General features: G+C 71.3%; 33 protein-coding genes. 17 read left to right on the top strand and 16 right to left on the bottom strand.

Features of this window, described 5'->3' with window-relative positions; all coding sequences use genetic code 11:
• Window positions 1-31 precede the first annotated feature (31 nt).
• Together LXN57_RS08730 and LXN57_RS08725 are read right to left on the bottom strand one after the other, a co-directional pair.
• A complete protein-coding gene (locus LXN57_RS08730) occupies window positions 32-214 on the bottom strand; it encodes a hypothetical protein (protein WP_251797499.1) in 183 nt (60 codons plus the stop codon).
• Window positions 215-244: 30 nt separating this feature from the next.
• A complete protein-coding gene (locus LXN57_RS08725) occupies window positions 245-625 on the bottom strand; it encodes an NYN domain-containing protein (RefSeq protein WP_251797498.1) in 381 nt (126 codons plus the stop codon).
• Window positions 626-762: 137 nt separating this feature from the next.
• Here LXN57_RS08725 and LXN57_RS08720 point away from each other — a divergent pair, with 137 nt between their 5' ends.
• Window positions 763-3,306, top strand: coding sequence for an ATP-dependent Clp protease ATP-binding subunit (locus tag LXN57_RS08720; protein WP_251797497.1), 2,544 nt, complete (start codon window positions 763-765; stop codon window positions 3,304-3,306).
• Window positions 3,307-3,351: 45 nt separating this feature from the next.
• Here LXN57_RS08720 and LXN57_RS08715 read toward each other — a convergent pair whose 3' ends face one another.
• Complete coding sequence (locus tag LXN57_RS08715) at window positions 3,352-4,341, bottom strand: LysR family transcriptional regulator (protein WP_251797496.1); 990 nt, start codon at window positions 4,339-4,341, stop codon at window positions 3,352-3,354.
• A 100-nt stretch (window positions 4,342-4,441) separates the two neighbouring features.
• Window positions 4,442-5,029 carry a hemerythrin domain-containing protein gene (locus LXN57_RS08710; RefSeq protein ID WP_308206603.1) on the bottom strand — a complete coding sequence of 196 codons (588 nt, stop codon included), beginning with the start codon at window positions 5,027-5,029 and terminating at the stop codon, window positions 4,442-4,444.
• 69 nt (window positions 5,030-5,098) lie between these two features.
• On the opposite strand from LXN57_RS08710, the gene LXN57_RS08705 reads away from it, so the two are divergent.
• Both LXN57_RS08705 and LXN57_RS08700 read left to right on the top strand, forming a co-directional pair.
• Window positions 5,099-6,406, top strand: a complete 1,308-nt coding sequence (locus LXN57_RS08705) for a M20/M25/M40 family metallo-hydrolase (RefSeq protein WP_251797495.1) — start codon at window positions 5,099-5,101, stop codon at window positions 6,404-6,406.
• A gap of 22 nt (window positions 6,407-6,428) precedes the next feature.
• Complete coding sequence (locus LXN57_RS08700; RefSeq protein ID WP_221379406.1) at window positions 6,429-7,103, top strand: hypothetical protein; 675 nt, start codon at window positions 6,429-6,431, stop codon at window positions 7,101-7,103.
• Between the two features lie 49 nt (window positions 7,104-7,152).
• Here LXN57_RS08700 and LXN57_RS08695 read toward each other — a convergent pair whose 3' ends face one another.
• Both LXN57_RS08695 and LXN57_RS08690 read right to left on the bottom strand, forming a co-directional pair.
• On the bottom strand, window positions 7,153-7,344 hold the full coding sequence (locus LXN57_RS08695; protein ID WP_221379405.1) for a DUF5703 family protein: 192 nt from the start codon (window positions 7,342-7,344) through the stop codon (window positions 7,153-7,155).
• 172 nt (window positions 7,345-7,516) lie between these two features.
• Window positions 7,517-8,512: an aldo/keto reductase gene (locus LXN57_RS08690; protein WP_251797494.1), complete on the bottom strand. Its 996-nt coding sequence runs from the start codon at window positions 8,510-8,512 to the stop codon at window positions 7,517-7,519.
• Window positions 8,513-8,648: 136 nt separating this feature from the next.
• Between LXN57_RS08690 and LXN57_RS08685 the strand changes: the two genes are divergently transcribed.
• From LXN57_RS08685 to LXN57_RS08660, 6 genes are all read left to right on the top strand, one after another.
• Window positions 8,649-9,701: an LLM class F420-dependent oxidoreductase gene (locus LXN57_RS08685; protein ID WP_221379400.1), complete on the top strand. Its 1,053-nt coding sequence runs from the start codon at window positions 8,649-8,651 to the stop codon at window positions 9,699-9,701.
• Complete coding sequence (locus LXN57_RS08680; protein WP_251797493.1) at window positions 9,701-10,384, top strand: histidine phosphatase family protein; 684 nt, start codon at window positions 9,701-9,703, stop codon at window positions 10,382-10,384. Before LXN57_RS08685 ends, LXN57_RS08680 begins: the two co-directional genes overlap by 1 nt.
• 109 nt (window positions 10,385-10,493) lie before the next feature.
• Window positions 10,494-11,099, top strand: coding sequence for a DUF3090 domain-containing protein (locus LXN57_RS08675; RefSeq protein ID WP_221379398.1), 606 nt, complete (start codon window positions 10,494-10,496; stop codon window positions 11,097-11,099).
• Window positions 11,096-11,911 carry an SCO1664 family protein gene (locus tag LXN57_RS08670; protein WP_438872850.1) on the top strand — a complete coding sequence of 272 codons (816 nt, stop codon included), beginning with the start codon at window positions 11,096-11,098 and terminating at the stop codon, window positions 11,909-11,911. The genes LXN57_RS08675 and LXN57_RS08670 overlap by 4 nt, the downstream gene beginning before the upstream one ends.
• Before the next feature lie 52 nt (window positions 11,912-11,963).
• The gene (gene mshC, locus LXN57_RS08665) at window positions 11,964-13,202 is read left to right on the top strand and encodes a cysteine--1-D-myo-inosityl 2-amino-2-deoxy-alpha-D-glucopyranoside ligase (RefSeq protein WP_251797492.1); all 1,239 of its coding nucleotides are present in this window, start codon (window positions 11,964-11,966) and stop codon (window positions 13,200-13,202) included.
• 299 nt (window positions 13,203-13,501) lie between these two features.
• Window positions 13,502-13,804: a hypothetical protein gene (locus tag LXN57_RS08660; protein WP_251797491.1), complete on the top strand. Its 303-nt coding sequence runs from the start codon at window positions 13,502-13,504 to the stop codon at window positions 13,802-13,804.
• 153 nt (window positions 13,805-13,957) lie between these two features.
• Here LXN57_RS08660 and LXN57_RS08655 read toward each other — a convergent pair whose 3' ends face one another.
• Window positions 13,958-14,749, bottom strand: coding sequence for a GntR family transcriptional regulator (locus LXN57_RS08655; protein WP_251797490.1), 792 nt, complete (start codon window positions 14,747-14,749; stop codon window positions 13,958-13,960).
• Between the two features lie 370 nt (window positions 14,750-15,119).
• The gene (locus LXN57_RS08650; RefSeq protein WP_251797489.1) at window positions 15,120-15,608 is read right to left on the bottom strand and encodes a nitroreductase/quinone reductase family protein; all 489 of its coding nucleotides are present in this window, start codon (window positions 15,606-15,608) and stop codon (window positions 15,120-15,122) included.
• Between the two features lie 115 nt (window positions 15,609-15,723).
• On the opposite strand from LXN57_RS08650, the gene LXN57_RS08645 reads away from it, so the two are divergent.
• Entirely contained in the window at window positions 15,724-16,155 is a 432-nt protein-coding gene (locus tag LXN57_RS08645) for a MarR family winged helix-turn-helix transcriptional regulator (protein ID WP_251797488.1), read from the top strand.
• Between the two features lie 94 nt (window positions 16,156-16,249).
• On the opposite strand, the gene LXN57_RS08640 is transcribed toward LXN57_RS08645, so the two are convergent.
• Both LXN57_RS08640 and hpt read right to left on the bottom strand, forming a co-directional pair.
• Window positions 16,250-17,119 carry a PAC2 family protein gene (locus LXN57_RS08640; RefSeq protein WP_221379392.1) on the bottom strand — a complete coding sequence of 290 codons (870 nt, stop codon included), beginning with the start codon at window positions 17,117-17,119 and terminating at the stop codon, window positions 16,250-16,252.
• Between the two features lie 10 nt (window positions 17,120-17,129).
• Window positions 17,130-17,723: a hypoxanthine phosphoribosyltransferase gene (hpt, locus tag LXN57_RS08635; RefSeq protein WP_251797487.1), complete on the bottom strand. Its 594-nt coding sequence runs from the start codon at window positions 17,721-17,723 to the stop codon at window positions 17,130-17,132.
• 110 nt (window positions 17,724-17,833) lie between these two features.
• Here hpt and LXN57_RS08630 point away from each other — a divergent pair, with 110 nt between their 5' ends.
• Window positions 17,834-18,646 (top strand): CDP-alcohol phosphatidyltransferase family protein, encoded by an 813-nt coding sequence (locus LXN57_RS08630; protein WP_251797486.1) that lies wholly within the window; start codon window positions 17,834-17,836, stop codon window positions 18,644-18,646.
• Between the two features lie 11 nt (window positions 18,647-18,657).
• On the opposite strand, the gene LXN57_RS08625 is transcribed toward LXN57_RS08630, so the two are convergent.
• Window positions 18,658-19,092: a GNAT family N-acetyltransferase gene (locus LXN57_RS08625; protein ID WP_251797485.1), complete on the bottom strand. Its 435-nt coding sequence runs from the start codon at window positions 19,090-19,092 to the stop codon at window positions 18,658-18,660.
• Between the two features lie 48 nt (window positions 19,093-19,140).
• Between LXN57_RS08625 and LXN57_RS08620 the strand changes: the two genes are divergently transcribed.
• The 3 genes from LXN57_RS08620 to LXN57_RS08610 are packed head-to-tail and all read left to right on the top strand — an operon-like array spanning window position 19,141 to window position 21,453.
• Complete coding sequence (locus tag LXN57_RS08620; protein WP_251797484.1) at window positions 19,141-19,692, top strand: hypothetical protein; 552 nt, start codon at window positions 19,141-19,143, stop codon at window positions 19,690-19,692.
• A 43-nt stretch (window positions 19,693-19,735) separates the two neighbouring features.
• Window positions 19,736-20,737, top strand: a complete 1,002-nt coding sequence (locus LXN57_RS08615) for a helix-turn-helix domain-containing protein (RefSeq protein ID WP_251797483.1) — start codon at window positions 19,736-19,738, stop codon at window positions 20,735-20,737.
• Entirely contained in the window at window positions 20,734-21,453 is a 720-nt protein-coding gene (locus LXN57_RS08610; RefSeq protein ID WP_251797482.1) for an SDR family oxidoreductase, read from the top strand. Before LXN57_RS08615 ends, LXN57_RS08610 begins: the two co-directional genes overlap by 4 nt.
• Before the next feature lie 23 nt (window positions 21,454-21,476).
• Here the strand turns inward: LXN57_RS08610 and LXN57_RS08605 are convergent, their stop codons facing one another.
• Window positions 21,477-21,746 carry a YggT family protein gene (locus LXN57_RS08605; protein WP_251797481.1) on the bottom strand — a complete coding sequence of 90 codons (270 nt, stop codon included), beginning with the start codon at window positions 21,744-21,746 and terminating at the stop codon, window positions 21,477-21,479.
• Window positions 21,747-21,793: 47 nt separating this feature from the next.
• Window positions 21,794-21,979: a hypothetical protein gene (locus LXN57_RS08600; RefSeq protein WP_251797480.1), complete on the bottom strand. Its 186-nt coding sequence runs from the start codon at window positions 21,977-21,979 to the stop codon at window positions 21,794-21,796.
• A 92-nt stretch (window positions 21,980-22,071) separates the two neighbouring features.
• On the opposite strand from LXN57_RS08600, the gene LXN57_RS08595 reads away from it, so the two are divergent.
• Window positions 22,072-22,554, top strand: coding sequence for an NADPH-dependent FMN reductase (locus LXN57_RS08595; RefSeq protein ID WP_251797479.1), 483 nt, complete (start codon window positions 22,072-22,074; stop codon window positions 22,552-22,554).
• A gap of 18 nt (window positions 22,555-22,572) precedes the next feature.
• A complete protein-coding gene (locus LXN57_RS08590) occupies window positions 22,573-23,349 on the top strand; it encodes a class I SAM-dependent methyltransferase (protein ID WP_251797478.1) in 777 nt (258 codons plus the stop codon).
• On the opposite strand, the gene LXN57_RS08585 is transcribed toward LXN57_RS08590, so the two are convergent.
• The gene (locus tag LXN57_RS08585; protein WP_251797642.1) at window positions 23,346-24,086 is read right to left on the bottom strand and encodes a YqjF family protein; all 741 of its coding nucleotides are present in this window, start codon (window positions 24,084-24,086) and stop codon (window positions 23,346-23,348) included. The two genes, LXN57_RS08590 and LXN57_RS08585, sit on opposite strands and share 4 nt — an antisense overlap.
• Before the next feature lie 203 nt (window positions 24,087-24,289).
• On the opposite strand from LXN57_RS08585, the gene LXN57_RS08580 reads away from it, so the two are divergent.
• Window positions 24,290-24,949 carry an HAD family hydrolase gene (locus LXN57_RS08580; RefSeq protein WP_251797477.1) on the top strand — a complete coding sequence of 220 codons (660 nt, stop codon included), beginning with the start codon at window positions 24,290-24,292 and terminating at the stop codon, window positions 24,947-24,949.
• Here the strand turns inward: LXN57_RS08580 and LXN57_RS08575 are convergent.
• Both LXN57_RS08575 and LXN57_RS08570 read right to left on the bottom strand, forming a co-directional pair.
• Window positions 24,946-25,089: a hypothetical protein gene (locus LXN57_RS08575; RefSeq protein WP_251797476.1), complete on the bottom strand. Its 144-nt coding sequence runs from the start codon at window positions 25,087-25,089 to the stop codon at window positions 24,946-24,948. The genes LXN57_RS08580 and LXN57_RS08575 overlap by 4 nt on opposite strands.
• Before the next feature lies 1 nt (window position 25,090).
• Window positions 25,091-25,903: a DUF4097 family beta strand repeat-containing protein gene (locus LXN57_RS08570; protein WP_251797475.1), complete on the bottom strand. Its 813-nt coding sequence runs from the start codon at window positions 25,901-25,903 to the stop codon at window positions 25,091-25,093.
• Window positions 25,904-25,958: the final 55 nt, after the last annotated feature.

Here is a 25,958-nt window from a genome sequence, read left to right as displayed (position 1 = left end):
GGAAAGGGCGAGCGGTTGGGCGGAACGGTGCTCAGGCGGCGGGGGCGGGAGCCCACGGGGGCCAGAGCGGCGGAGGCGCCCAGAGCGGCAGATCGCGGAGTGAACGGGCGGGGGCGAAGTCGCGGCGCTCGTGATCGTCGCCGTACAGCGGCAGCGCGGGGGTGATCCAGCTCCCGGCGGGAGTCCAGGAACGGGTCACCGAGCGTGCGATCACGCTCACATCCTAGGGCACATCTGGTGCGCCCTAGCGGCGCGGGACGCTTGTGGGGCCCCTCACCTCGGCTCCGAATGCGGTGACCCGGTCGCGCAGCCCACGGTCGGCGGTGATCACCACGACCCGCCGGCCGGGAGCCGAGTCGCGCACCAGCTCGGCGATCGTGTCGTCGCCCGAGCCCTCGGACCGAACGACCGTGATGCCGTTGCCGGACTGCTCGATGTTCCTGGCCTTACCCTCGACGACCAGCGCGATCTCGATCGGGGCGGCAAGATCGGGGAGACCGGTGGCGAGCACCGGCGCCAGGGCGTCGCGCAGGCGGACGGCCGCCCCGGCGCGGTCGCGCCACCACCCGTCGGGCACCGATCCGACGACGTTCGCCCCGTCGACGACCACCAGCGGTACGGTCATGAAGTTGAGCGTACCCGAGTCAACTTTTCGCGGGAATCGGGAATGGAGGGCTGGCACACAACGCTGATACGGGGCGTGCGCGGTGGGTACGCGCCTGCCACGGACGAAGGCTACGTAAAGAAGAGAAGAGAAGACGTATGAGCATCGGACCGATCGGACCGACTGGTCCCGGCCAGTGGGACGACTTCTTCGCGCGCTTCTTCGGTGCGGCGGACCCGCGCCGTTCGGCGCGCATCGACATCACGAAGTACATGAGTGGCGACGCCCGTGAGGTTCTCTCCGGCGCCGCCCGCCGCGCGGCCGAGCTGGCCGACCCCGACCGGCCGATCGCCGATCTGGACACCGACCACCTGCTGTGGTCCGTGCTCCAGTTGGAGCCGATGAAGCAGACCGTGCGCCGGGCCGGCGCCGACCCCGATTCGCTGCTGGCCGCCCTCGGCCGCCCGGCCGGGGTCCGCGAGGAGCTGCCGGCCCAGGTCGCGCTGACCCCCGCCGCGAAGCGCGCGCTGCTCGACAGCCTGCAGCTCTCGCGGGCGCTGGGCTCGTCGTACGTCGGTCCCGAGCACATCCTGATGGCGCTCGGCCTCAACCCCGACTCCGCGGCCGGACGCCTGCTCGCCGGCAAGCTCGACCCGCAGGCGCTGCAGCAGCAAGGCTCGCAGGAACCGGGCCCGGGCCGGGGCGGCCCTGGCGGTCGTGGCGGCAACACCGGCGGCGGCAACACCCCCACCCTCGAGCAGTACGGTGTGGACCTCACCGAGCTCGCCCGCCGCGGCGAGATCGACCCGGTGATCGGCCGCGCCGACGAGATCGAGCAGGCCGTCGAGATCCTCTCCCGGCGCACCAAGAACAATCCGGTGCTGATCGGTGAGGCCGGCGTCGGCAAGACCGCGATCGTCGAGGGCCTGGCCCAGCGCATCGTGGACGGTGACGTGCCGCTGACCCTGGAGGGCAAGCGGGTCATCCAGCTCGACCTGGCCGGCCTGGTCGCGGGCACCCGCTACCGCGGCGACTTCGAGGAGCGCCTGCGCAAGGTCATCGACGAGATCCAGAACGAGGGCGACGGCCTGATCGTCTTCCTCGACGAGATCCACACCCTGGTCGGCGCCGGTGGCGGCGGGGGCGACGGCGGCGGCATGGACGCGAGCAACATGCTCAAGCCGGCGCTGGCCCGCGGTCAGCTGCGGGTGGTCGGCGCGACCACGCTCGACGAGTACCGCAAGCACATCGAGAAGGACGCCGCTCTGGCCCGGCGCTTCCAGCCGGTGCTGGTGGGCGAGCCCTCGGTCGAGGACACGGTGGCGATCCTGCGCGGCCTGCGCGACAACTACGAGGCGCACCACCAGGTGCGGATCACCGACGAGGCGCTCGACGCCGCGGCGGTGCTGTCCGACCGCTACATCACCGACCGGTTCCTGCCCGACAAGGCGATCGACCTGATCGACCAGGCCGGGGCGCGGGTACGGCTGCGGGTCAAGACGCCCGACGCCGGCGTGCGTGAGCGTGAGCGCCGGCTCGACGAGCTCTCCCGCGACCGCGACCAGGCGGTGGCGGCCGAGAACTACGAGAAGGCCTCGGCCCTGCGCGACGAGATCAACCAGCTCAAGGCCGAGATCGAGCAGGGCGGCGCCGACGACGGCGGCGTGCCCAACGTGACCGAGGCGGACATCGCCGAGGTCGTGTCGCGGGCCACCGGCATCCCGGTCGCGCAGCTCACCGAGGAGGAGCGCGAGCGTCTGCTGCGCCTGGAGACGCACCTGCACGAGCGGGTGGTCGGCCAGGACGACGCGGTCGAGGCCGTGGCCGAGGCGGTGCGCCGCTCGCGCGCCGGGCTGGGCGATCCGGACCGTCCCGTGGGCAGCTTCCTGTTCCTGGGCCCGACCGGTGTCGGCAAGACCGAGCTGGCCCGTTCGCTGGCCGAGGCGCTGTTCGGCGACTCGGACCGGATGATCCGGCTCGACATGAGCGAGTTCCAGGAGCGGCACACCGTGTCGCGGCTGGTCGGGGCGCCTCCCGGCTACGTCGGCTACGACGAGGCGGGGCAGCTGACGGAGGCGGTCCGCCGCCGCCCGTACAGCGTGGTGCTGCTCGACGAGATCGAGAAGGCCCACCCGGACGTCTTCAACATCCTGCTGCAGGTGCTGGACGACGGCCGGCTGACCGACAGCCAGGGCCACACGGTGAGCTTCAAGAACACCGTCCTGATCATGACCAGCAACATCGGCTCCGACCTGATCAACGGCACCCGCCGCAGCGTCGGCTTCGGTGCGGCCGGCGGCCCCTCGCCCGACGAGGAGCTGCGTGAGCGGCTGGACCGGCGGCTCAAGGAGCAGCTGCGGCCCGAGTTCATCAACCGGATCGACGAGATCATCGTCTTCCGGCAGCTCGAGCAGGAGCAGGTTCGTCAGATCACCGAGCTGATGCTCGACGAGACGCGGCGCCGGCTGCACAACCAGGACGTCACCCTGGAGATCACCACGGCGGCGGTCGACCGGCTGGCCGAGAAGGGCTTCCAGCCCGAGTTCGGCGCCCGCCCGCTGCGCCGGGTCATCCAGCGTGAGCTGGACAACCGGCTGTCGACCATGCTGCTCGGCGCCGACCTGGCGCCCGGCCAGACGGTCAAGGTGGACGCGGTCGACGGCAAGCTGACCTTCCAGGTCGCCTCGCCCGTCAACGCCTGACGACCCACAGAGGAAAGGGCCCGGCATCGCCGCCGGGCCCTTTTTCTACTTCTCCTGCGCTGCCGTCAGGCTGCGGACCACGCCCAGGTGCGGATGGCCGGCCATCCAGTCGACGAAATCGGGGTTGCGCATCACGACCTCCTGGTAGGCCTCCTGCGCCATCTCCATCAGCTTGCCGGCGCCGAGGGAGGCGGGCGAGTCGGGATGCCAGCCCAGCACCAGCCGCCAGCGCAGCGGGGCGCCCCGCAGCGGCCGGGACGTCAGTCCCCGCGGCGGCCGGAACGTGCCCTGGCAGAGCGCGAGGGCCATCCCCGACTCGACCATGTCTATGCAGCCGCGCACGTCGCTCTCGAGCATGCGCCGCGGGGTGAAGCCGGCCCGCGCGCAGGCCGCGGCGAAACAGTCGCCGAAGCACCCGTCGCCGGTCGAGGCCACCCACGACTCCGAGGCCAGCTCGGCCAGGTCGACGTCGGCCTTCTTCGCGCCCGGGTGGTCGTCGGGCATCAGCACGCAGATGCCGTCGACCGCGATGGTCTGCCAGACCAGGCCGTAGTCGGCTGACGGGATGGCGTCGCCGCACACGCCCACCTGGGCGTAGTCGAGCTTGCCGGCCAGCACCATGTTGGCCAGGTCGTCGACGTAGTACGACGCGTGGGTGGTGATCTGGGCATCGGGCTGGGCCAGCGACAGCCGGGACACCATGCCACCGATGATCGGGCCGCCCAGGGCGCCGATCCGGTAACGGCTCATGGTGTCGGCCCCGGTCGCGCCGGCCATCCGGGCCGCCTCGTCCTGCAGGCCCTTCATCGCCGGCAGCAGCACCCGGGCCCGGGCGAGCACGAGCTCGCCCAGCGCCGTGGGCCGGGCGCCGCGACGGTCCCGCTCGAACAGCGGGCCGCCCAGGGTGCGTTCGATGCGCTGCAGCTGCGCGGTCAGGGCCGGCTGGGCCAGCCCGAGCTGCGATGCCGCCTTGGTGACGCTGCCGGTCTCCGCGATGGCGCAGACCACCTTGAGATGCCGGAGCTCCAGGTTCATAACGTGACGTTAGGACCAAGAAGACATCGAAGGCTAGCCCTATGGCGCGGTGAAACATCCCGCACTTGTGACAAATGGGTTAACCAATCCGGTGTAATGCCTACAAATCCTTGGCGTACGTTGTCCGGCGGGTCACGGCATCGCGCAGTTTGTCCACAACGGCCACGGCGGGGTCCACCACTTTGTTCCAAGGTGGCGTCGACGGTGTGCCGGGGTGGGGGCGGGTCGGCGCCGCTTCCTCGGCCGTCTCGAACCGGTTGCCGACCCGGATCAGATCCTCGATCGGCACCATCTGCACGAGAACGGGCAGGAGCTCCTCCGCGTCCGCGTCCACGTGACGGCGTACGGCCACAGCGACCTCCCGCACACGCTCCGCCGACAGGTCCTTCTGCAGTTGTTGCAGGGTGATCAAGAGCTCCCGGTCCTCGGCCAGCTCGCGCGCGGTCAGCTCCTCGCCGCCGGGCACGGTGCGCCGCACGGCGGGGTAGAGGTACTGCTCCTCGGCGCTGAGGTGACGGGACAGCTCGGCGATCAGCACGCCGGCCAGCCTCTTGTCGGCCGGCTCGGCCAGCAGACGGTCGCACAGCTCGAGCAGCTCGCGGTGCTCCTCGGTAATCACGTCGACCACGTTGCGTCCGGTGGTCTCGCCGCCCATCGGCGGCAGCGGGGGAAGATTCAAGGAAGACACGGCGGCCGCAGTACCCCAGGCAGGCGTCCGGATAAACCCCGCGCAACGATCTCCTGGTAAGAAGGGCGGATGGAGACCACCGCCGCCGACGAGGTCGTTGGCATCTGCCGCGACCTGCTGCGCATCGACACCACCAACACCGGCGACCCGCGCACCACGGTCGGTGAGCGCGTCGCCGCCGAGTACGTCGCCGGCAAGCTCGGCGAGGCCGGCATCGACGTCGAGCTGCACGAGTCGGCGCCCAAGCGGGCCAACCTGATCGCCCGCATCCCCGGGGCCGACCGCAGCCGCGGCGCGCTGCTGGTGCACGGCCACCTCGACGTGGTTCCGGCCGACGCGAGTGAATGGTCGGTCGACCCGTTCTCGGGGGAGGAGAAGGACGGCTACCTCTGGGGCCGCGGCGCGATCGACATGAAGGACTTCGACGCGATGATGCTCGCGGTGGTCCGCGACTGGGCCCGGACGGGCTACGTGCCCCCGCGCGACATCGTGCTCTGCTACACCGCCGACGAGGAAGCCGGCATGCAGTACGGCTCGCAGTGGCTGGTCGACAATCACCGCGAGAAGTTCGAGGGCTGCACCGAGGCCGTCGGCGAGGTCGGCGGCTACTCCTACACGGTGAACGACGACCTGCGCCTCTATCTGGTCCAGACCGCCGAGAAGGGCCTCGACTGGCTGCGCCTGCACGCCACCGGCCGCCCCGGGCACGGCTCGTTCATCCACGACGACAACGCGGTCACCAACCTGGCCGACGCGGTCGCCCGGGTCGGCCACCACCGCTTCCCGACCGTGGTGACGCCGACCGTGCGGACCTTCCTCGAGCAGGTCGGGGACGCGCTGCAGATCGACATCGACCCGGCCGAGCCCGAGCTGGCGATCGCCAAGCTGGGACCGATCGCCAACCTGATCGGCGCCACCATCCGCAACACGGCCAACCCGACCCGCCTCGAGGCCGGCTACAAGGACAACGTGATCCCCGGCCGCGCCTCGGCCACCATCGACTGCCGCACGCTGCCCGGCGAGGCCGATCAGTTCCTGGCCACCCTGCGCGAGCTGATCGGTCCCGACATCGAGATCGAGCACGTCCACCAGCAGCCCGCCGTCGAGACGTCGTTCGACGGCGCGCTGGTCGACGCGATGGGGGCCGCGCTGCGCGCCGAGGATCCGGGAGCGCGTACCGTGCCCTACCTGATGTCCGGCGGCACGGACGCCAAGGCGTTCGCGACCCTCGGCATCCGGTGCTTCGGGTTCGCCCCGCTGCGGCTTCCCGCTGACCTGAACTTCGCCTCGTTGTTCCACGGCATCGACGAGCGGGTCCCGGTCGAGGGGCTAAAGTTCGGCGTGCGTGTGCTCGACCGTCTGCTCCGGAACAGCTGACCTGTTGGAAGGATCCATACCGATGACCGACCAGAACCAGGAGCTCGACGCCGCCCTCGAACGGGTGATCGAGGCCTCCCGGGCGCACCTCGCGGCGGTCAAGGCGGCCGAGGGCCGTGTTGACGACGACGGTGTGTGGCAGGCGTACGTCGACCTGAACAACGCCTCCTTCGCGTACGACGAGAAGCTGCTCGACGCGTTCGGCGAGGTGACGCCGTGGGACGTGGAGTCGATCGACCCCAACGAGGCCGACCAGCGCTTCGGCCTGGGCGTCGAGGGCCTCGACGGCGCCGGTTCGGGTGACCCCTACCCGCAGGTGCTGTCGGTGCGCCAGCGCCGCGACTACCGGGTGCCCAGCGTGTCCGCCCTGCTGCGCCGGGCCGAGGACGCCCGCCGTTCCTCCGTGCCCGAGGACGAGGACGCCGGCCCGGTCGAGAGCGTGGGTGAGGCCGTGCTCGAACTGCTGCAGGCCGGTGACGGATCGCTCTCGTCGCTCGACGTGCCCGAGCTGGAGCCGCTGGACGGCCTGCTCACCGTCAGCGAGATCGCCGAGCCGCTCGACCTCGAGGAGTTCGAGGACTCCGACGGTGACGGCCCGTTCGCGCCGAAGCAGGGCGACCTGCTGGTCGGCCGCCTCGACGAGCACCCGTTCCTGCCCGACGAGGACGACCACGACCACGCCGGGCACCACCACTGAGTGGCGCCCTGAGGTGTGCGAAGGGCCCGTCCGTGCGGACGGGCCCTTCTCAGTAGCTCAACCCGGGCTGCGGGCTGGGCTGCACACGACGGCGGAGCATCACCTTGCGGCTGCCGTCCCGGAAGAGCTGGACGCGGGCCAGCTCCCACCCCGAGAACTCCGCCTGAATGGCGAGCTGCGCCGCGGCGGTCAACCGATCGACGTTCGAGGGCAACCGCAGCGGCGCGTATTCGTAGTCCATGGGGTCTAATATGCTCCCGTTTCCGCCCGGGACACCAGTCCCGCGCCGCGGTCTCCCCGATCGCAGTTACCGCAGGCCGGACGCCACCGGAGGTGGTACGCGAGGTGGCCGCGCCGAGGAGCAGGAAGACCGCCCGCCGATGGGCGGTGGCGCTGATCAGCGGTCGCGGCATTCAGCCTTCGCCGTCCGGATAGCCGGCACCCTCGCGCTCGGGGTAGCCGACATCGATCGCCGAGACGTCGTCGAGCGCGTTGGCGATCTCGGTCGGCAGGGTCAGATCCTCGCTCTGCAGGGCGCCCTGCAACTGCCCGGCCGTGCGGGCGCCCAGGATCGGCGCGGCCACCCCGGGCCGGTCGCGGATCCAGGCCAGCGCGACCTCGACCGGGGAGACACCCAGCCCCGCGGCGGCCGTGACGACCGCCTGCACGATGCTGGAGCTGCGCGGCTCGAGATAGGTCTGCACGAACGGGGCCAGATGCTCGGTGGCGGCGCGCGAGTCGAGCGGGCGGCCGTTGCGGTACTTGCCGGTCAGCACGCCGCGGCCCAGCGGCGACCAGGCCAGCACGCCGAAGCCGAGCGCGGCCGAGGCGGGCAGCAGCTCGCGTTCGATGCCCCGCTCGAGCAGCGAGTACTCCATCTGCGCGGCCACGATGGGCGCCCGGCCGGGGTACGCCGACTGCCAGGTCGAGGCCCGGGCGGTCTGCCACGCCGCGAAGTTGGAGACACCCACATAGCGCACCCGGCCGCTGTTCACCGCGTGGTCGAGGGCCCCGAGGGTCTCGTCGAGCGGGGTCATCGGGTCGTTGCCGTGCACCTGCCACAGGTCGACGTAGTCGGTGCCGAGCCGGCGCAGCGACGCGTCGAGCGAGCGCAGCAGGTTGCCGCGCGAGCCGTCCCGGCGGCGGAAACCGTGCGGGGTGAGACCGGCCTTGGTGGCGATCACCACTTCGTCGCGGGGCACCAGATGGTCGAGCAGCGAGCCGATCACGTCCTCGGCGTCGCCGTCGCCGTACACGTCGGCCGTGTCGAGCAGCGTGCCACCGGCCTCCAGGAACAGCTTGAGCTGCGCCGCCGCGTCGTCGGGGTCGGTGTCCCGGCCCCAGGTCATGGTGCCGAGAGCGAGCCGGGAAACCGCCAGCCCGCTACGGCCGAGCGGTCGTTGCAGCATGAGTGAACCTTATTCAGCAAGCGCACATAGCGAAATGCCCGCGTCCGCGTCAACCCCGTCGGTAACCGGACCGAAATCGCTCAGGGCGCGGTCAGTAGTCTTCAGGTGACGTTGTTCATGGGCGGAGGGGGACATCGTGCGGCTCGGGCTGAATCTCGGTTATCAGGCGGCGTGGACCACGCCCGCCGATCATCTGGCGATGGCGCAGGAGGCGGACCGGCTCGGCTATGCCGTGGTGTGGTCGGCCGAGGCGTACGGGTCGGACTCGGTGAGCATGCTGGCCTGGATCGCCGGCCAGACCCAGCAGATCGACCTGGGCGCGGCGGTGATGCAGATTCCCGCGCGTACGCCGGCGATGACCGCGATGACGGCGGCCACCATCGACACGTTGTCGGGCGGCCGCTTCCGCCTGGGCCTGGGCGTCTCCGGCCCGCAGGTCTCCGAGGGCTGGCACGGCGTGCGCTTCGCCAAGCCGCTGTCGCGCACCCGCGAGTACGTCGAGATCGTGAAGATGGCGATCGCCCGGCAGCCGGTGTCGTACCAGGGTGAGCACCACACGCTCCCGCTTCCCGACGGGCCCGGCAAGGCGCTGCGGCTGGGCTTCCACCCGCCGCGCGACGCCGTGCCGATCTATCTGGCCGCCGTCGGCCCCAAGAACCTCGAGCTGGCCGGTGAGATCGCCGACGGCTGGCTGGCCATCTTCTTCGCGCCCGACGCGGCCGGTGAATACCTGCAGCACATCGAGCGCGGCCGGGCCAAGCACGGCCTCGGGCTGACCGGTTTCGACGTGGCGCCCAGCGTGCCCGTGGTCCTCGGCGACAACGTGGCCTGGTGTGCCGACGTCATCCGGCCCTACGCGGCGCTCTACGTGGGCGGCATGGGCAGCCGGGAGCAGAACTTCTACAACCAGCTGGCCGTACGCATGGGCTACGCCGACGAGGCAGCCCGGGTGCAGGACCTCTACCTCAGCGGCAAGAAGGCGGAGGCGGCCGAGGCCGTGCCGCAGGACTTCATCGAGCGCACCTCGATCCTGGGCAACAAGATCCAGGTCAAGGAACGGATCAAGCAGTACGCCGCGGCCGGCGTCGGCACGCTCTCGATCAGCCCGTACGTGGGCGATCTGAAGAGCGGCATCGACACCCTGCGGATCGTCGCCGAGGCGTACGAAGAGTCCGGCGTGGCCGAGTAGTGGCCACCGTCCTGCTGTTGCGCCACGGGCGTACGACGGCCAACGCCACCGGCGAGCTGGCCGGCCGCCGTCCGGTGGAACTCGACGACACCGGCCGCGCCCAGGCCGGGCGGGCCGGCGAACGACTGCGCGCGCTGCCGCTGGCCCGGGTCGTCACCAGCCCGCTCGTCCGCTGCCGCACCACCGTCGAGCTGGCCCTGCCCGGCAGCTCGCCGGTGGTCGACGAGGGGCTGACCGAGTGCGGCTACGGCGACTGGGAGGGCCGTCCGCTCAAGGAGCTGTCCAAGGAGCCGCTCTGGCCGGTCGTCCAGCAGCATCCCAGCGCGGCCGTCTTCCCCAACGGCGAGGCGATGGCCGCGATGTCGGCCCGCGCGATCGCCACGATCCGGCGCTGGGACGCGTCCGTCTCGGCGGAGTTCGGGCCCGACGCCCTGTGGCTCGCGTGCAGCCACGGTGATGTGATCAAGGCCATCGTGGCCGACGCGATGGGCCTGCACCTCGACCAGTTCCAGCGGATCGTGGCCGATCCGGCCTCGATCAGCGTCATCCGCTACACGCCGACCCGGCCCTTCGTCGTACGGCTGAACGACACCGCCGACCTGCAGTCGCTCATTCCGCCGCCGTCGGCCGACGCGGAGCGCTCCGACGCCGCGGTCGGCGGTGGAGCGGGCGGCGGCGCCTGACTGCACTGTGTGACCGGCGTGTTACCGCAGGCTGGTGTGCGTTGCGCCCTCGGCGAACCCGGCCGTCCGGGACGCGCAAGCCCTACCCTTCGCGGATAGGGTTGTTCGCATGACCCACCAGGTGCACTCGTTCGAGCCGCCGGAGCGGTTCGTCGCCGGGACGGTGGGCGAGCCCGGCGACCGGACCTTCTTCCTCCAGGCCCGCGGTGGCGGCCGGGTGGTCAGCGTCGCGCTCGAAAAGGTCCAGGTGTCGCTGCTCGCCGAGAAGCTCGAGGAACTGCTCGTCGAGGCCAACAAACGCTTCGGTGTCTCGCTGCCCGAGGCGCCCGTGCTCACGGTGCACGACAACGAGCCGCTCGACACCCCGGTCGACGAGGAGTTCCGCGTCGGCACCCTGGGCCTGGCCTTCGACGTCGACACGAGCACCGTGGTCATCGAGGCCATCGAGGCCGGCGAGACCGAGGTCGAGATCGAGCTGGGCGCCGAGGACGACGACGACGTCCCCGTGACCGACGACGACGAGGACGACGCCGACGACGAGCCCGACGACGACCTCGACCGGCTCCGGGTGCGGCTGACCCCCGAGGCGACGCGCGCGTTCATCGACCGTGCCCGTCGGGTGGTGGCGGCCGGTCGCCCGCCGTGCCCGCTCTGCGGCCAGCCGCTCGACCCGGCCGGCCACCTCTGCCCCCGGCACAACGGCTACCACCGGTGACCACCGAGCCCGCCGCGGCGCTGGCCGAGGCCGATGCCCTCGAACTGCTCAGCCGCGGCCGGCTCGAGATCGAGGGCCGCCTGGTCGACGCCTCGAACACCACGCTGCGGGCCGAGATCACCCTCGACGGGCTGACCCGTCGCTGCGTCTACAAGCCGGTGCAGGGCGAGCGCCCGCTGTGGGATTTCCCCGACGGCACCCTGGCCGGGCGTGAGGTGTCGGCCTATCTGGTGTCCCGGGCGACGGGGTGGGATGTTGTTCCGCCCACGATCCTGCGGGACGGCCCGCTCGGCGTCGGCGCGCTGCAGCTGTGGATCGACGAGCCCGCGACGGCCGAGTCGCTGATCGGCTTCGTGCCGGCCTACGACGTGCCCGAGGGCTGGCTGCCGGTGGCCAACGCGCGCGACGAGGACGGGGACGCGTACGCCCTGGCCCACGCCGACGACCAGCGCCTGGCCCGCCTGGCCGTGTTCGACGCGGTGATCAACAACGCCGACCGCAAGGGCGGCCACGTGCTCTACCCGGCCACCGGCTCGGTGCACGGTGTCGACCACGGCGTCAGCTTCCACGTCGAGAACAAGCTGCGTACGGTTCTCTGGGGCTGGACCGGCGAGCCGCTGATCCCCGAGGCCGCCGAGGTGCTGCCGGCACTGCTCGCGCAGCTCGACGGAGCGCTCGGGGAGGCGCTGGAAGATCACCTGACGATCACCGAGGTCCAACAGGTTCGGCTGCGGGCCAAGCGCCTGCTGCGCCGCAGCCGGTTCCCCGATCCGCCGCAGGACTGGCCCGCGATCCCCTGGCCACCTGTGTAGTTTTGTTCACGCCGCCGGGCTTGCGTGACCACCGCTGGATAGTGTTCTGAGCATGGATTCATGGACCGGGCACGACGTGCCGACCCTGCCGGGAACGGCATCGTTGCCGCGCCTCTACGACTCGGCCCGCCGCGAGGTCGCTGTTTCTGATCCCGGCTCGAGGGCGACGATGTACGTCTGCGGCATCACGCCCTACGACGCCACCCATCTGGGCCACGCCGCCACGATGATCACCTTCGACCTGGTGAACCGGGCCTGGCGCGACGCCGGTCTCGACGTCGACTACGTGCAGAACGTGACCGACATCGACGACCCGCTGCTCGAGCGCGCGTCCCGCGACGGGGAGGACTGGATCGTGCTCGGCATGCGCGAGACGGCCCTGTTCCGCGAGGACATGGAGGCCCTGCGGATCATCCCGCCGGCCCACTACGTCGGCGCGGTCGAGTCGATCCCGGCCATCGTCTCGCACGTGGGCGATCTGATCGAGGCCGGCGCGGCGTACACGCTCGACGACGGCACCGGCGACGTCTACTACTCGGTCGCCGCGGCGCCCCGGTTCGGCTACGAGTCCAACCTCGCGCGCGACGAGATGATCGTGTTGTCGCGCGAGCGCGGCGGCGACCCCGACCGCGAGGGCAAGCGCGACCCGCTCGACCCGCTGCTGTGGCGCGGCGCCCGCGACGGCGAACCGGCCTGGGACGGCGGCGACCTCGGTCCCGGCCGCCCCGGGTGGCACATCGAGTGCACGACGATCGCCCTCGACCGGCTGGGCGAGACGATCGACGTGCAGGGCGGCGGCAACGACCTGGTCTACCCCCACCACGAGTGCTCGGCCGCGCACGCCGAGACCCTGACCGGCCGGGCGCCGTTCGCGCGGCACTACGTGCACGCCGGCATGATCGGCCTCGACGGCGAGAAGATGTCGAAGTCCAAGGGCAACCTGGTCTTCGTCTCCCGCCTGCGGGGCGACGGGGTCGACCCGATGGCCGTACGCCTGGGGCTGTTGTCGAGCCACTACCGCGGCGACCGCGAGTGGACCGACGAAGTGCTCAAGACGGGCGAGGAGAGGCTGGCCCGCTGGCGGTCGGCGGCGGCCGCTCCGGCCGGCCCGTCGGGGGAGGGGCTGGTGGCCGCGGTGCGCGAGGCCCTGAGCAGCGATCTCGACTCGCCCGCGGCGCTTGCCGTGGTCGACGCCTGGGCTGAAGCGGCACTCTCCGGCGCCGGTGACGACGATCAGGCGCCCGCTCTGATGGCGCGGACGGTGGACGCCCTTCTCGGCGTCCGTCTCTGACCGGTTCCGCAACCGGGCGTCCCTCTTCGGGGGCGCCCGGTTTTCGCTGGGCTCTCGCTCACTGCGCGGCCGTCTGCCGGCTTCTCGCGCTGTGTGCCGCTTCGGCCAAGTTGCGGGGCCGCGCTTCGGCGCGCGCGGGCTGAGGGTCGCCCGGCGAGGACCTTAGACGCTTGATCACGGTTACTGGGCGGTTCGGGAACATTCCATGCGGTTGGCTGGACTCAACCGAAATAAGCCACAATTCGGTCACGATTCCGCCAGACTTTCCCTGGTCCTGAAATCGTCCGAAAGGAAACACCATGCGTCGTCCGGTCCTCTACATCGCCGGCCTCATGTTCGCCACCGGCGCCAGCTTCGCCTTCGCGGGCACCGCCAGCGCCGCCGTCTCGCACGACGGCCAGGCGTCGGCTGTCGCCTACCACCCGCACGGCGGCGACTACGACTACGACCTCGACTACCGTTCGTACCGGAACTCGAGCTACGACCTCGACTACCGCTACTCGGACAACAACGACGAGTACAACCAGTTCGCCCTGCTGAACGTGCTCAGCCCCAACGGCCAGGGCAACACCGGCCTGGACCTGGGCCTCTTCGGCCGCTAAACACCACCGAAGACCCGAGGCGCCCTTCGCACAGGGCACCTCGGGTCTTCTGTATTTCCGGTCTTCCTCCGCCGGCCGCGCCGTGACGCCCGGGCCCGGCCCGTGTCGCCGGCCGCGCCGTGACGCCCGGGCCCGGCCCGTGTCGCCGGCCGATCAGGCGAGGGCCAGCCCCGGGTCCGGGTCGGGGGCCGGCGCCGGGGCCGGAATCTTGTACTCCTCGGTCAGGGTGGTCATCGGGCCGGGCCAAGTCGCCTGGGCCACCTCGATGGGCTTGCGGGTCTCGTCGAAGGCCACGTGCAGCAGGTGCAGCACCGGGGTGTCGGGGCGAATCTGGAGGATCTCGGCCTCCTCGCGGCTGGGCTGCCGGGCGCTGATCGTGTCGGTCGCCGAGGCGTAGCGCTTGCCGAGCACCTCCTCGGCCTCCTGATAGAGCGGCCGCCCGAACGCCTCGGCCCGTTCGAGCGAGGTGCCGCTGACGTCGGTCACCCGGAACCACGAGGCGCCGACCTCCACCGCGGCGTCGTCGGCGCGCACGATGTGCCGGCGGACGAGCATCTCGGTGCCGTCGCGCACGCCGAACGCGTCGGCCACCTCCGGCGGTGCGGCCTCCCGCCGTACGGAGACCAGTTGCTGCCGATACCGGGCAGCGAGATCGGCGTGGTACCCCCGATGCGCGCCGTACCGTCCGCGCGAGAGCCGGTTCAGGCGGCGCCGCGTGCCCCGGACGTACGTGCCGGAACCCGGCTTGGTGATCAGGATGCCCTCGACCCGCAGCTGGTCGACGGTCCGCTGCACGGTCTGCTTGGCGACGCCGAACATCTCAGCCATCGCGGGAATGCTCGGCAGTCGTTCCCCCGGCTGCCAGTCCCCGCGCCGGATGCGTTCCTTGAGCTGACTAGCGATCTGCCGATGCGGAAACTCAGCCGCCCCCGGATTGATCGTCATGCCGACCTCCTAGACCCTAGGTTCCTAGGATGCCTGACGCACTGTGTCGCACCTCGCAGCGACACGCCCGCAACGAACGCCACACGCGATGGCCAGAAGCGACGAACAAGCCCCGCACGTCCGGTTCCTGATCTTCAACGAGGGGTACGCGAGCAGCGCTGTGAGGCCGTCCCTCTCGGGCGAGTCCGCTCGCGTTCTGTGCACGGGCGGGACGACTGTGACGACCGTGTTCGCCGGGCGAGTCCGCTCGCCTTTGTGCGCCGGCCGGGACGACCGTCACGAGTCGCGTTCGTGCACCGGCCGGGACCGCTGTGACGACCGTGCTGCACCGCTCGCGTTTTGTGCACTGGCCGGGACGACCGTCACGAGTTCAGCGGGGCCCGTCGGCCCGCGGCTTGCCGGCCTCGCGTGAGGTCAGGCGGATCACGGGGAGTTCGCGGTCGGTCTTCTTCTGGTACTGCGCGAACCGGGCCGAGCCGGACGTGATGCTGCGCCAGGCCGACTCGCGGTCGGCGCCGGTCAGTTGCTCGGCGGTCACCGGGATCTCGCGGTCGGCGAGCTCGATGCTCACCTGGCCGGGGTGGGCGGCGAGGTTGTGGAACCAGGCGGGGTTGCCGGCCGCGCCCGCGGCGGAGGCGACGATCAGCCAGCTGTCGGGGCCGCGGTCGCCGGGGAAGTAGGTGACCGGGTTCTGCCGCTCGACGCCGCTCTTGCGCCCGATGGTGGTCAGCACGAGCGTGCTCGCCCCGACGCCCTTGCCGGTTCGGATGCGGCGCATCATCCACCGGTTCACCCATGTCAGCAGGCGGCCGCCGGGTTGCCGTGCGCCGCGCGTGCCCCGACGGGTCTCGAACGCCATGTCTGCTCCCTCGCCCGATGAAGTTCATGCCGTGAACCAAAGTAGTTCACGGCGTGAACTTGAGCAAGGCCCTGTTAGTTCACGGCATGAACTTCAGCAAAGCTAGGATGTCGGCGTGGACAACCACGGATTCGGCAACGCGCTGGTCGCGCTCTCGATCGTGATTCAGCGGCGGTTCGTGCAGATCTGCGGCGACCACGACCTCACGCCCGCCCAGGGGCAGCTGCTGTGCAGCGTCAAAGACCGGCCCCGGCGCATGGCCGAGCTGGCCGCGGCGATGGGCATGGCGAAGAACGCGCTCAGCCAGCTGGTCGATCGCACGGAACGCCGCGGCCTGGTTCAGCGGGAGAGCCCCGGCAGCGACCGGCGCGTGATCACGCTCTACGCGACGGCCGAGGGCAAGCTGATCGCCGACGCGCTCTACGTCGACATCGCCGAGCGTCTGCCCGACATCGCCGGCGACCTCAGCCCGGACGACCAGCAAGTCTTCCGGCAGCTCGCCACCGCGATAGCCACCGCGCGCCTGCCCAACTGCCCGGCCTGCTGACAACCGGCTTCAACGGCCCGGCGTGCTGACAGGCGGCCCGGGGTGCTGACGAGCGGCCCGGGGTGCTGACGAGCGGCCCGGCCTGAAGGGTCGGTTACCAGGAGCCGGCGGTGGGACCCGCGGAACCGCCGCGGCGGCGCAGGTACTTCTCGAACTCGCTGGCGATCTCGTCGCCGGTCAGCGGCTGGATTCCCTCGTCGCCGACCCGCTCCTCGAGTTCGCGGACGTATTCACCCAGCTCGGCGTCCTGCTCGGCCGCGGCGCGGACGCGCTTCTCCCACTCGTCGGCCTCTTCGGCGAGGTCGGCCAGGGGAACGGGCAGGTCGAGAACGTCCTCCAGGCGGCTCAGCAGGGCCAGCGTCGCCTTGGGGCAGGGCGGGTTGTTCGCGTAGTGCGGCACGTGCACCCAGAACGACAACGCGTCGAGGTCGGCGCGGCCGGCCGCCTCGTGCAGCACGCCGACGATGCCGGTCGGGCCGTCGTAGCGGGTGGGGACGACCTTGTATTTGTCCTGCGCCTCGCGGTCGTTGGCCGAGCCGCTGATCGGCAGCGGGCGGGTGTAGGGCACGTCGGCCAGCAGGGCGCCCAGCAACACGATCCGGTTGACCTCGAGGCTGTGGCAGACCTCGAGCACCTGCTCGCAGAAGGTGCGCCAGCGCATGCTGGGCTCGATGCCGCGGATCAGCACGACGTCGCGGTCGGCGCCGGGCGGGCTGGCCACGGTGAAGCGGGTGGTCGGCCACTCGATCTTGCGCGTCTCGCCCTCGGCCATGGTGATCGTCGGACGGCTGACCTGGAAGTCGTAGAAGTCCTCGGGGTCGATGGTGGAGATCTCCCGCGCCTGCCACACCTGCTCGAGGTGTTCCACGGCCGCGGTCGATGCGTCCGCCGCGTCGTTCCAGCCCTCGAAGGCGGCGATCGCCACGGGGGAACGGAGCACCGGGAGGCCGTCGAACTCAGTCATGGGTAACAGCCTACGTGCGGCCGTGCGGCGCCACCCGTCGGCCGCGCCGCGCCGCGTACACCGCGGGCGCGAGCACGGCCGCGCAGCGCAGGTTGCGGTAGTGGCCCTCGTGATCCAGCCCGTAGCCGACGATCAGGCCCTCGCCGACATCGAAACCGACGTACGTGGGGGTGCCGGCCTCGACGTGGGCGGTCTCCGGCTTGCGCAGCAGGGCGCATACCGTGATCGAGGCCGGTTCGCGCTGGGCCAGGTTGGCGATCAGCCACGACATGGTCAGGCCGGTGTCGATGACCCCGTCGACGATCACGACGTCGCGCCCGGTGATGTCGATGTCGAGGTCCTTGAGCAGCCGCAGGGAGCCGGACGCGCGGTTGCCGGTGCTGTACGACTTGGCGGCCATCCAGCCGATCTCGACCTGTCCGGGGTAGGCGCGGGCCAGATCGACCGTGAAGGTGGCCGCCCCGCCGAGCACGCCCACGAGCACCGGCGTACGGGAACCGAAGCGCTCGTGCAGTTCGGCGGCGAGCTCGCCGACCCGGGCGAGAATCTGTTCCTCGGTCAGGATCACGCTCTCCAGGTCGTCCGCGACATGACTGGCGTCCACAGGCTTGGCTCCGTCCGTTTTGTAGCCGACGTCCTTTGCGGGGTGTTCAACTTCTAGTAAGGTCCGCGCGGTTGATCGTTCACGTTTTCGGTAAAAGCAGGAGATTCGGGATGACGCAGCGGTTCCCACTTGAAGTGATCCGCGATCGCACGTACAAGCAGCGGGACGCTTGGTGGACCGTCGGGCTGGTCGACCCGCTCGCCTCCCGCCTGGTCTGGCTGGTCTCGCCGTGGCGTGCGGTGACGCCCAACCGGCTGACCGTACTGGCCTTCGTCGTCGGTCTCGGCAGCGCCTACTCGTTCTGGCGTGCCGACTACCCGTGGCTGCTGCTCGGGGCCCTGCTGTTCCACCTCAGCTTCGTCCTGGACTGCATGGACGGCAAGATCGCGCGCCTGAACGGGACGGGTTCGGCCTTCGGGTCGTGGCTCGACTACGTGTTCGACCGCCTGCGGGTGGCTGCGTGCGCGGTCGGGCTGTTCGGCGGGCAGTACGCGGCGACGGACAACCGGACCTACCTCTGGGTCGGCGGCGTGGTCGTCTTCCTCGACATGTTCCGGTACCTCAACGCGCTCCAGATGGGCAAGGTACGCGCCGACCTCAACCAGGGCGCGGTCGTCATGACCGACGAGGACGCGCCGGCCGGCCCGGTGGTCGTCGCCGAGTCCACCGGCAACGAGTCCGCGGTGTGGCGCCTGCGCAACTTCCTGGTGCGGCACCGGATCCGTCCGCACCTGTTCAGCGGCATCGAGTTCATGATGTTCGTGTTCATCCTCGGTCCCGTCGTCCAGCAGATCATCGCGGTCGCGATCCTGTCGTCGGTGCTCATGGTGGCGTTCGAGCTGCTGCTCATCTACCGCCTCTACGCGTACACCCGGACCAAGGCCCGCCGGCCCGAGGAGGATCGCGTGGCGGTGCCCGCCTAGGCGGTGCCCGTCTAAAGGACGCCGTCCATCACGGTCACTTCCGGCACGGCGGCGAAACCGGTCCGGGCGTAGAGCTCGATGGCCCGTACGTTGTCGGTCTCGGTCTGCAGTGAGAGGCGGTGCGCGCCGCTGGCGCGCGCCTCCTCCGCGACCGCGGTCAGCAGCGCCCGTGCGACCCCGCGGCGCCGGGCCGCCGGCCTCACGTAGAGGTCGCGCACCAGCCACACCGTGCGGAGAGTGAGCGCGGCCGGCACCACGGCGACGGTGCAGATGCCGTCCGCCTCGCCGGCCAGATACACGCGGGCGCGGGCCGACTCGATCTGCTCGCGCAGCCACGCGCCCACGGCTTCGGGCGCCGGGTTGGCGCCGTAGTGCTGGCGGTACTGGTCGAGCAGATCGGCCGCGGCGTCGATGTCACCCAGGCTGCCCAAGCGCGTGACGGTCACCCCCTCATAATTGCCCACAGCTGCTACCAATCAGGGCATAATTCCATCGTGACACACATCGACGAGGTGCTCGGACCCGACGACGACACGGTGACGTTCTTCCAGCCCCGCGCGATGGTCTTCGTCACGATGCTGTGGGTCGTGGCCGCCGTCTGGATCACGTCGCTCGGCCTGTTCACCCTGCTCCGGCTGGCCGCCGGCGACACCCCCACAACCGGCGACCTGGTCCTCTACGTCGAACTGGCCCTGATCGTTCCCGTCGTGGTGACCGCGCTGATCCTGCTCGTCGTCTGGAACCGCCTCGGCTGGCTGCACAGCTCGATGCGCGGCCTCGACTTCGCCGCCACCGGCCGTCGCCCCGTGCACATTCCGTGGGCCGGCGTCGGCGAGGTGGCGCTGCGTTACCGCGGCCCCTTCACCGAACTGCTCATCACCCCGGTCGACGACGACTTCGCCGAACCCCTGCACGGTGCCGGCCGCCCCCCACGCACCCGCCGCCGCAACGGGCAGGTGGTCTATCTGGTCGATGTGGGCCTGATGTCGCCCGCGCCCGAGGTGCTGCTGGCCGAACTGCACCGCAGGCTGCCCGCCAAGGTCTGACGGGGTGCTTGACCGGCCTGGGGGCGGCGGCGAGGCTGGCGGCATGGGGGCGCAGATTCACTCCGTGCCGGCGGTGGTCTCGGAGCAGCCGTGCGAGGTTGCGGTCCGGGCTGTGCCGGGGTGGCTCCGGCCGTACGTCATCGGGTTGTCCGGTTTCCGGTCGGGGTCGGGGCTGCCCGTCGCTCATCTGGTGCTGCCGCTTGCCTCCACGACGGTGATCGTCGACTTCGGATCGCCGTCGGGGCTGGTGTCCGGGGCTCGGGAGGTGGCTACGACCCGTGGTGACACGTGGTGGGGACACGGCGTCAGCTTCGGGCTCACGCCGTTGGGAGTGGGGGTGCTGTTCGGGGCGCCCATGCGGGAGTTCGGCGGTGGCGCAGCCGGTCTGCCCGATCTGCTGGGGCCTGCTGCCACGGAGCTGCCGGGGCTGCTGGGTGCGGCTGCGGGATGGGAGCAGCGTTTCGACCTCCTGGAGGCGATGCTCAGATCCGCGATACTCCGGGCGGAGCTCGCGAGCACCGGTTTCGACGCGGAGCTCGCGGATACCGGGCTTCGGCGGGCGACGGGAGTTGCCACGCCGACTTCGGCTGGGCGAGGCGCCGCCGCCTGTCCTGAGCGACACATCGCCGCGATCGGAACGAGCCTGGTTCGCGGTTCTGCTGTGCGGCCGGATCCGGCGGTGACGGCGGCCTGGTGGCGGCTTCGGCGCGGTGACCGCCCGCGGATCGGGGTGCTCGCGGACGAGCTGGGGGTCGGCCGGCGGCGGTTGGAGCGGGGATTCCGGCAGCACATCGGGATGTCGCCCGCCACCGTGGCGCGGATCGCGCGCTTCCAGAGGGTGGTGGGCCGGTTCGGGGCGGGTGCGGCGCCGGCGGAGGCCGCGGCCGGGAGCGGCCTGGCCGACCAGTCGCATCTGGCCCGCGAGACCCGCGCGCTGGCCGGGATGACGCCGTCCGCGCTGGCCGCCCATCTGCGGACGCCGCCGGTCCTGGCGTCGCAAACTTCCAAGACGGCGGGGCGGGGCGGACCTAGCGTGCGGGCATGACGCTGACTGGCAGGACCGCGCTGGTGACCGGGGGATCACGGGGCATCGGGCGGGCGATCGTCGAAGAGCTGGCCGCAGCCGGGGCCCGGGTCGTCTTCACCTATCGGCAGGACGAGGCAGCCGCTGCCGAGGTCGTCGCCGAGGTGCGCGGCACGACGGCCGTGCGTGCCGACCAGGAAGACATGGGCACGCTGGCCGCGATGTTCGACCCGGTCCGCGACGGCCTCGACATCCTGGTCAGCAACGCGGGCATCGCCACCGCGGCGCCGATCGACCGGCTCACGCCGGCCGAGTTCGACCGGGTCTTCGCGGTGAACACGAAGTTTCCGCTGTTCGCCATCCGGGAGGCGGCGCCGCTGCTGCGCGACGGCGGCCGGGTCGTCACCATCTCGACGCTCAACACGGTCTCGCAGGCGCCGGGCCTGGCCCTCTACTGCGCCAGCAAGGCTGCCTTGGAGCAGATCACCGCGGTCGCGGCGCGCGAACTCGGCCCGCGGGGGATCACCGTCAACGCGGTCTCGCCGGGCGCCACCGACACCGACCTGCTGCGCTCGGCCAACCCGCCGGAGGCGCTGGAGACCGCGGCGGCCATGACCGCCCTCGGACGTCTCGGCCGGCCCGCCGACGTCGCCGCCGTGGTCGGCTTCCTCTGCTCGCCGCAGGGCGGCTGGGTGACCGGCCAGAACATCCGGGCCACCGGCGGCCTGATGATCTGACGCCGGCGGCCCGGAGCCCGTGACTAGATGATCGCGCGGATGACGACGATGCCGAAGAAGACGATGAGGAAGGCGACGTCGATCGCGGCGCCGCCGAGGCGCAACGGCGGGATGACGCGGCGCACCGGGGCCAGGATCGGCTCGGTGACGGTGTAGACGCCCGACATGAGGCGCGCCCGGAAGCCACCGGCCTGGGCGGGGCCGGCCAGCACGGTGCTCCAGTCGAGCAGGGCCCGTGCGACCAGCAGCAGCTGCACGAGCAGGAGGAGGAAGTCGACGAGAGCCAGGATCAAGGGGTACCTCCGGTACCGAAAGAAGTGACCCCTCTACTGTGCGTCGACTAACTGTGTGAACGCTGTGTGGTCTCTGCGAGGAGTCGGCGGACCATCTCGTGCATCGACCGCTGCTCGTCGTCGTTGAGGATTCCGTCCAGCATTTCGGCCAGGGTGGCGTCGTAGGTGACCGTGGCGGCGGCCAGGCTCGGTCCTCGACAGAACCGGGTCAGCGGCAAGGTTGCCGTCGTCACGAGTGGCGGAAAGTAGTCAAGCGTTCGACGTATGGCAATCTTCGAGGCCGGGGTCGATGATGGCGGGAGGTTGATACGACGAGGAGGCGCCCATGCCGGACGTGGTTGTCATCTCCGGCCACCCGAGTCCCGCCTCGCGGACGTTGCGGCTGGCCACCGCGCTGGGGGAACGGATCTCCAGCAGCCGGGGCGGCGGCGCGTTCGTCACGGTCGACGTGGCCGAGCTGGGGCCGGGGCTGCTCACACCGGACGACGGCGCCACCGGGGCGGCGCTCATGGAGGTGCAGGACGCCGCGTTGCTCATCGTGGCGACGCCGACCTATCGCGGCACGTTCTCCGGGGCGTTGAAGGTGCTGCTCGACCAGTTGCCGCCCAACGCGCTGGCCGGCGTGCTCGCCGTTCCGGTGGTCACGGCCGAGGTGCAGTCGCAGGCCGAGACGGCCGAGGCGTTCCTGGCCCGGCTGCTGCGCGAGCTGGGCGCGGACGTCGTCGACTTCGGGCTGACCGCGACCGGGGCCGAACTGGCCGATCCGGCCGCGATCGCCGATCAGTACACGGCAGCGCTCATCGCCTGACGCCGGTACGTTGACCCGATGCGCGAACGGGGCACGGTCTTCGGCGAGGTGGCGGACGAGTACGACCGGATCCGGCCGGGCTATCCGCCCGTGCTGGCCGAGGAACTGCTGGCCGCGGCCGGTCCCGGTCCCGTCCTCGAGGTCGGCGCGGGCACCGGCAAGGCGACCCGCCTCTTCGCCCGTACCGGCGTGGACCTGACCTGCGTCGAGCCCGACGAGCGCATGGCCGGCGTGCTGCGGCGCAACGTGCCGGGCGCCACGGTGATCACCAGCACCTTCGAGGACTGGCAACCCCCGTCCGCGTACGGGCTGATCGTGAGCGCCCAGGCCTGGCACTGGGTCGACCGGGACCGTCGTGCCGACCTGGCCTTCGACGCCCTCGCGCCGGGCGGTCTGTTCGCGCCGTTCTGGAACGTCTTCCTGGTCGCCGATCCGGGGCTGCACGCCGCCCTGGCCGAGGTCGACGCCCGCCACGGCCTGACCGATCAGACGTCCCATCGCCGGAGCGCCACCGCCCAGCTCCCGCTCGGCCCGTTCGAGCAGGAGTGGTCGGAACTGAACCTGACCGACGGCCGCTTCACCGAGCTGCGCAGCCTGCGGTACGAGTCGGCACTGTCGTACAGCTCGAAGCTCTACCGCGACTACCTGCTGTCGACCTCGCTGTACCGCCTGCTCGACCCGATCACGGCCGAGATCGTGCTGGACGACACGATCGCCGTCGTCGACGCGCACGGCGGCACGATCGACTTCGTCATCCACACCGACGTCGCGCTGGCCCGCCGCCCCGCTGCCTAGGTGGGAGCCAGCGCGTGGGTCCGGCCGAACGCCACCGCAACGCCCGGCGAGTACAGCACGCTGACCGGCGGGTCGGACGGCTGAGGCAGTCCGGCCGCCCCGATGAGCGTGTCCGAGAGCGACAGCAACTCGGCTCGGTGCAGCGGCCACGGCGGGTGCTCGTTGGCCAGATGCCGGGTGCGGCCCCAGGCCGTCGTGTGCAGGCCCCAGCGGGCGGTCAGGAAGCACTCCAGCGGCGTCGGCTCAACGATCGGGCCACCCACCCGGATCGCCATGTGGCTGGTGGCTGTGCGCGGGCCGGGCCAGCGGCGGCGCGACGAATAGGTCAGCACGTCGCCCGAGCGCGTGATCCGCATGCGCGCCCACATGTACGGCAGCCGCAGCGACGCCCGGGCGGTCAGCACCGGCAGCAGGCGCTCCGCTTCGAGGGACCGGAAGACCACCGCCCGGCGCCCCCGTGCATCGACGCTGTAGAGGCGCACGTTGGTCTCGGCGAACGTTCCCAGGTACGGCACCCCAGGCCCGGAGAGGAAGCCGACGCCCTCCATCCGGAAGCCGATCAACCCGACGTAGGTGACGCCGTCCAGCGTGTCGGGCACCGTGCCCGCCGGCAGCAGCGGGGCGACCACAGCCGGGTCGACCGGCCAGTGCAGGAACGCCAGGTCGGCCCAGCGCTGCACGAGCACGGACCGCCGCACCGGCCGCGGCGTGCTGACGGTCACCGCTTCGGCGTTCAGCACACGACCTCACTCACGGCGTCGTCCGTGCGCCCCGCGAGCGATACGCGTCTCATGCCGCCGAAGTTACGCCTGCCCACGGGCGTCTGCCGGGACAGTGATGGAGTTAACGGCCGCGCGGTACCGGTCCCACGGGGGACAATGGGACCGACGCTCACCTCGAACGACGGAGGCTCATCCTGAACGCGCGACGACCGGCCGCGGTGCTCTTCGACATGGACGGAACGCTGGTGGACAGCGAGAAGGTGTGGGAGATCGCCCTGCACGAGCTGGCCGTGCGGGCCGGGGGCACGCTCTCGCCGGCCGCCCGGCACGCCATGATCGGCAGCAGCATGGCGAACAGCATGCAGATCTTCCGCGACGACCTCGGCCAGCCCGGCCGTCCCGAGGCGCCCGACGTCGAGTGGCTGACGAGCCGGGTGTTCGAGCTGTTCGGGGCGGGCCTGGTGTGGCGACCGGGCGCTCAGGCCCTGCTGCACGCTGTGCGATTCGCCGGCCTGCCCACCGCCCTGGTCACCTCGACCGGCCGCCGGCTGGTCGAGGTCGCCCTCGAGACGCTCGGCCGCGAGAACTTCGACGTCATCGTCTGCGGCGACGAGGTGGCGATGCCCAAGCCCGACCCCGAGCCCTACCGGGCCGCGGCCAAGCTGCTCGGCGTCCCCGTCGAGGACTGCGTGGCCATCGAGGATTCCCCGACCGGCGTCTCCAGCGCGCTCGCCTCGGGTGCGGCGGTGCTCGCCGTCCCGTCCGAGCTGGAACTCCCGCCGACCGACGGGGTCCACCTCCGCACCTCGCTGGTGGGCGTGGACCCCGACTATCTGGCCGACCTGCTGATCCATCGCGGCCTGCTCGAGCCTTCCTAGCCGTCGCGACGGGGGTTGGGTGTCGGGCCCCGGCTGACGGGCCACTCCGGCGGGGCGAAACGGTCGGTGCGCTTGCGCAGACCGGCCTTGAGGCGGCGGCGGACGGAGTTCTCGAGTCCGTAGCGGTTGTCGGGCAGCATCTCAGGCAACCTTCCTGTCGGTGGCGCGGTGCAGGTGGATGTCGCCGCTGGCGGTGCGGACGGTCAGTTCGACCGCCGGGCCGTCGGCGGCGGGCGGGGCGGCGCCCTGCTGGGTCAGGTCGGTGATCGTGCGGCCGGAGGCGGTGCTCACGTCGAGCCACACGCCGGCGCCGGCCTCGATGCCGACCTGGACGTCGCCCGAGGCGGTCTTGATCTCGCTGCGGCCCTCGCGGAGGCGGCCGATCCGGACGTCGCCGGACGCGGTCGAGACCCGCAGCCGCCCGTCGACCGCGTCGAGGCGCATGTCGCCGCTCGCCGACTTCGCGCTGACGTCACCCGTGACGTCACCGACCCGGATGTCGCCGGACGCGGCGCCGATGCGCAGCGAGCCGCCGACCCGGCTGACGGACAGGTCGCCGCTGGCGCTGTCGAGGGCGGCGTCCCCGGCGATCTCGTCGATCTGGACGTCGGCCGAGGCGACGTCGAGCTTCACCGTCTGCCAGGGGCCGGTGGCGGCGACGTCGGCCGAGGCGCTCTTGCCGGCCAGGGAGCTGCCGGCGGGCACCCGGGCCGTGATGGCCAGCTTCGGCGTCCGCCGCAGCGACCACGAGACGGTGTCGCGCTCCCCGATGACCAGGGTGTCGCCCTCGAGCAGGACGGGCGTGCTCTCGGCGGCCTCGCGGCCGCTGTCCTTGCCGTCCATCGGCTCGACCGTGACCTGGATGTCGTCGCGGTCCTCGGCGTGGAGCCGGACGACGCCGTTGCGGGCGTGCAGGGCGACGGTGACGGGTTGCGGGTGCGGGAACTCGTACATGAGGGTCTCCTGAAAAGGGCATGAGGGTAGGCAAACCCCTCACCGAGGGGCAGGG

The sequence above is a fragment of the Paractinoplanes hotanensis genome (genome assembly GCF_023717965.1).
Taxonomy (GTDB): Bacteria; Actinomycetota; Actinomycetes; order Mycobacteriales; family Micromonosporaceae; genus Actinoplanes; species Actinoplanes polyasparticus.
Note: the sequence above shows the minus strand (reverse complement) of the source record. Positions and strands in the feature narration are given on the sequence as shown.

Coding starts and splice junctions, on each gene's coding strand:
- LXN57_RS08725 (WP_251797498.1), bottom strand. CDS start 625: ATGACCGTACCGCTGGTGGTCGTCGACGGGGCGAACGTCGTCGGATCG.
- LXN57_RS08720 (WP_251797497.1), top strand. CDS start 763: ATGAGCATCGGACCGATCGGACCGACTGGTCCCGGCCAGTGGGACGAC.
- LXN57_RS08715 (WP_251797496.1), bottom strand. CDS start 4,341: ATGAACCTGGAGCTCCGGCATCTCAAGGTGGTCTGCGCCATCGCGGAG.
- LXN57_RS08705 (WP_251797495.1), top strand. CDS start 5,099: ATGGAGACCACCGCCGCCGACGAGGTCGTTGGCATCTGCCGCGACCTG.
- LXN57_RS08700 (WP_221379406.1), top strand. CDS start 6,429: ATGACCGACCAGAACCAGGAGCTCGACGCCGCCCTCGAACGGGTGATC.
- LXN57_RS08695 (WP_221379405.1), bottom strand. CDS start 7,344: ATGGACTACGAATACGCGCCGCTGCGGTTGCCCTCGAACGTCGATCGG.
- LXN57_RS08690 (WP_251797494.1), bottom strand. CDS start 8,512: ATGCTGCAACGACCGCTCGGCCGTAGCGGGCTGGCGGTTTCCCGGCTC.
- LXN57_RS08675 (WP_221379398.1), top strand. CDS start 10,494: ATGACCCACCAGGTGCACTCGTTCGAGCCGCCGGAGCGGTTCGTCGCC.
- mshC (WP_251797492.1), top strand. CDS start 11,964: ATGGATTCATGGACCGGGCACGACGTGCCGACCCTGCCGGGAACGGCA.
- LXN57_RS08660 (WP_251797491.1), top strand. CDS start 13,502: ATGCGTCGTCCGGTCCTCTACATCGCCGGCCTCATGTTCGCCACCGGC.
- LXN57_RS08655 (WP_251797490.1), bottom strand. CDS start 14,749: ATGACGATCAATCCGGGGGCGGCTGAGTTTCCGCATCGGCAGATCGCT.
- LXN57_RS08650 (WP_251797489.1), bottom strand. CDS start 15,608: ATGGCGTTCGAGACCCGTCGGGGCACGCGCGGCGCACGGCAACCCGGC.
- LXN57_RS08640 (WP_221379392.1), bottom strand. CDS start 17,119: ATGACTGAGTTCGACGGCCTCCCGGTGCTCCGTTCCCCCGTGGCGATC.
- LXN57_RS08630 (WP_251797486.1), top strand. CDS start 17,834: ATGACGCAGCGGTTCCCACTTGAAGTGATCCGCGATCGCACGTACAAG.
- LXN57_RS08615 (WP_251797483.1), top strand. CDS start 19,736: ATGGGGGCGCAGATTCACTCCGTGCCGGCGGTGGTCTCGGAGCAGCCG.
- LXN57_RS08610 (WP_251797482.1), top strand. CDS start 20,734: ATGACGCTGACTGGCAGGACCGCGCTGGTGACCGGGGGATCACGGGGC.
- LXN57_RS08595 (WP_251797479.1), top strand. CDS start 22,072: ATGCCGGACGTGGTTGTCATCTCCGGCCACCCGAGTCCCGCCTCGCGG.
- LXN57_RS08590 (WP_251797478.1), top strand. CDS start 22,573: ATGCGCGAACGGGGCACGGTCTTCGGCGAGGTGGCGGACGAGTACGAC.
- LXN57_RS08575 (WP_251797476.1), bottom strand. CDS start 25,089: ATGCTGCCCGACAACCGCTACGGACTCGAGAACTCCGTCCGCCGCCGC.
- LXN57_RS08570 (WP_251797475.1), bottom strand. CDS start 25,903: ATGTACGAGTTCCCGCACCCGCAACCCGTCACCGTCGCCCTGCACGCC.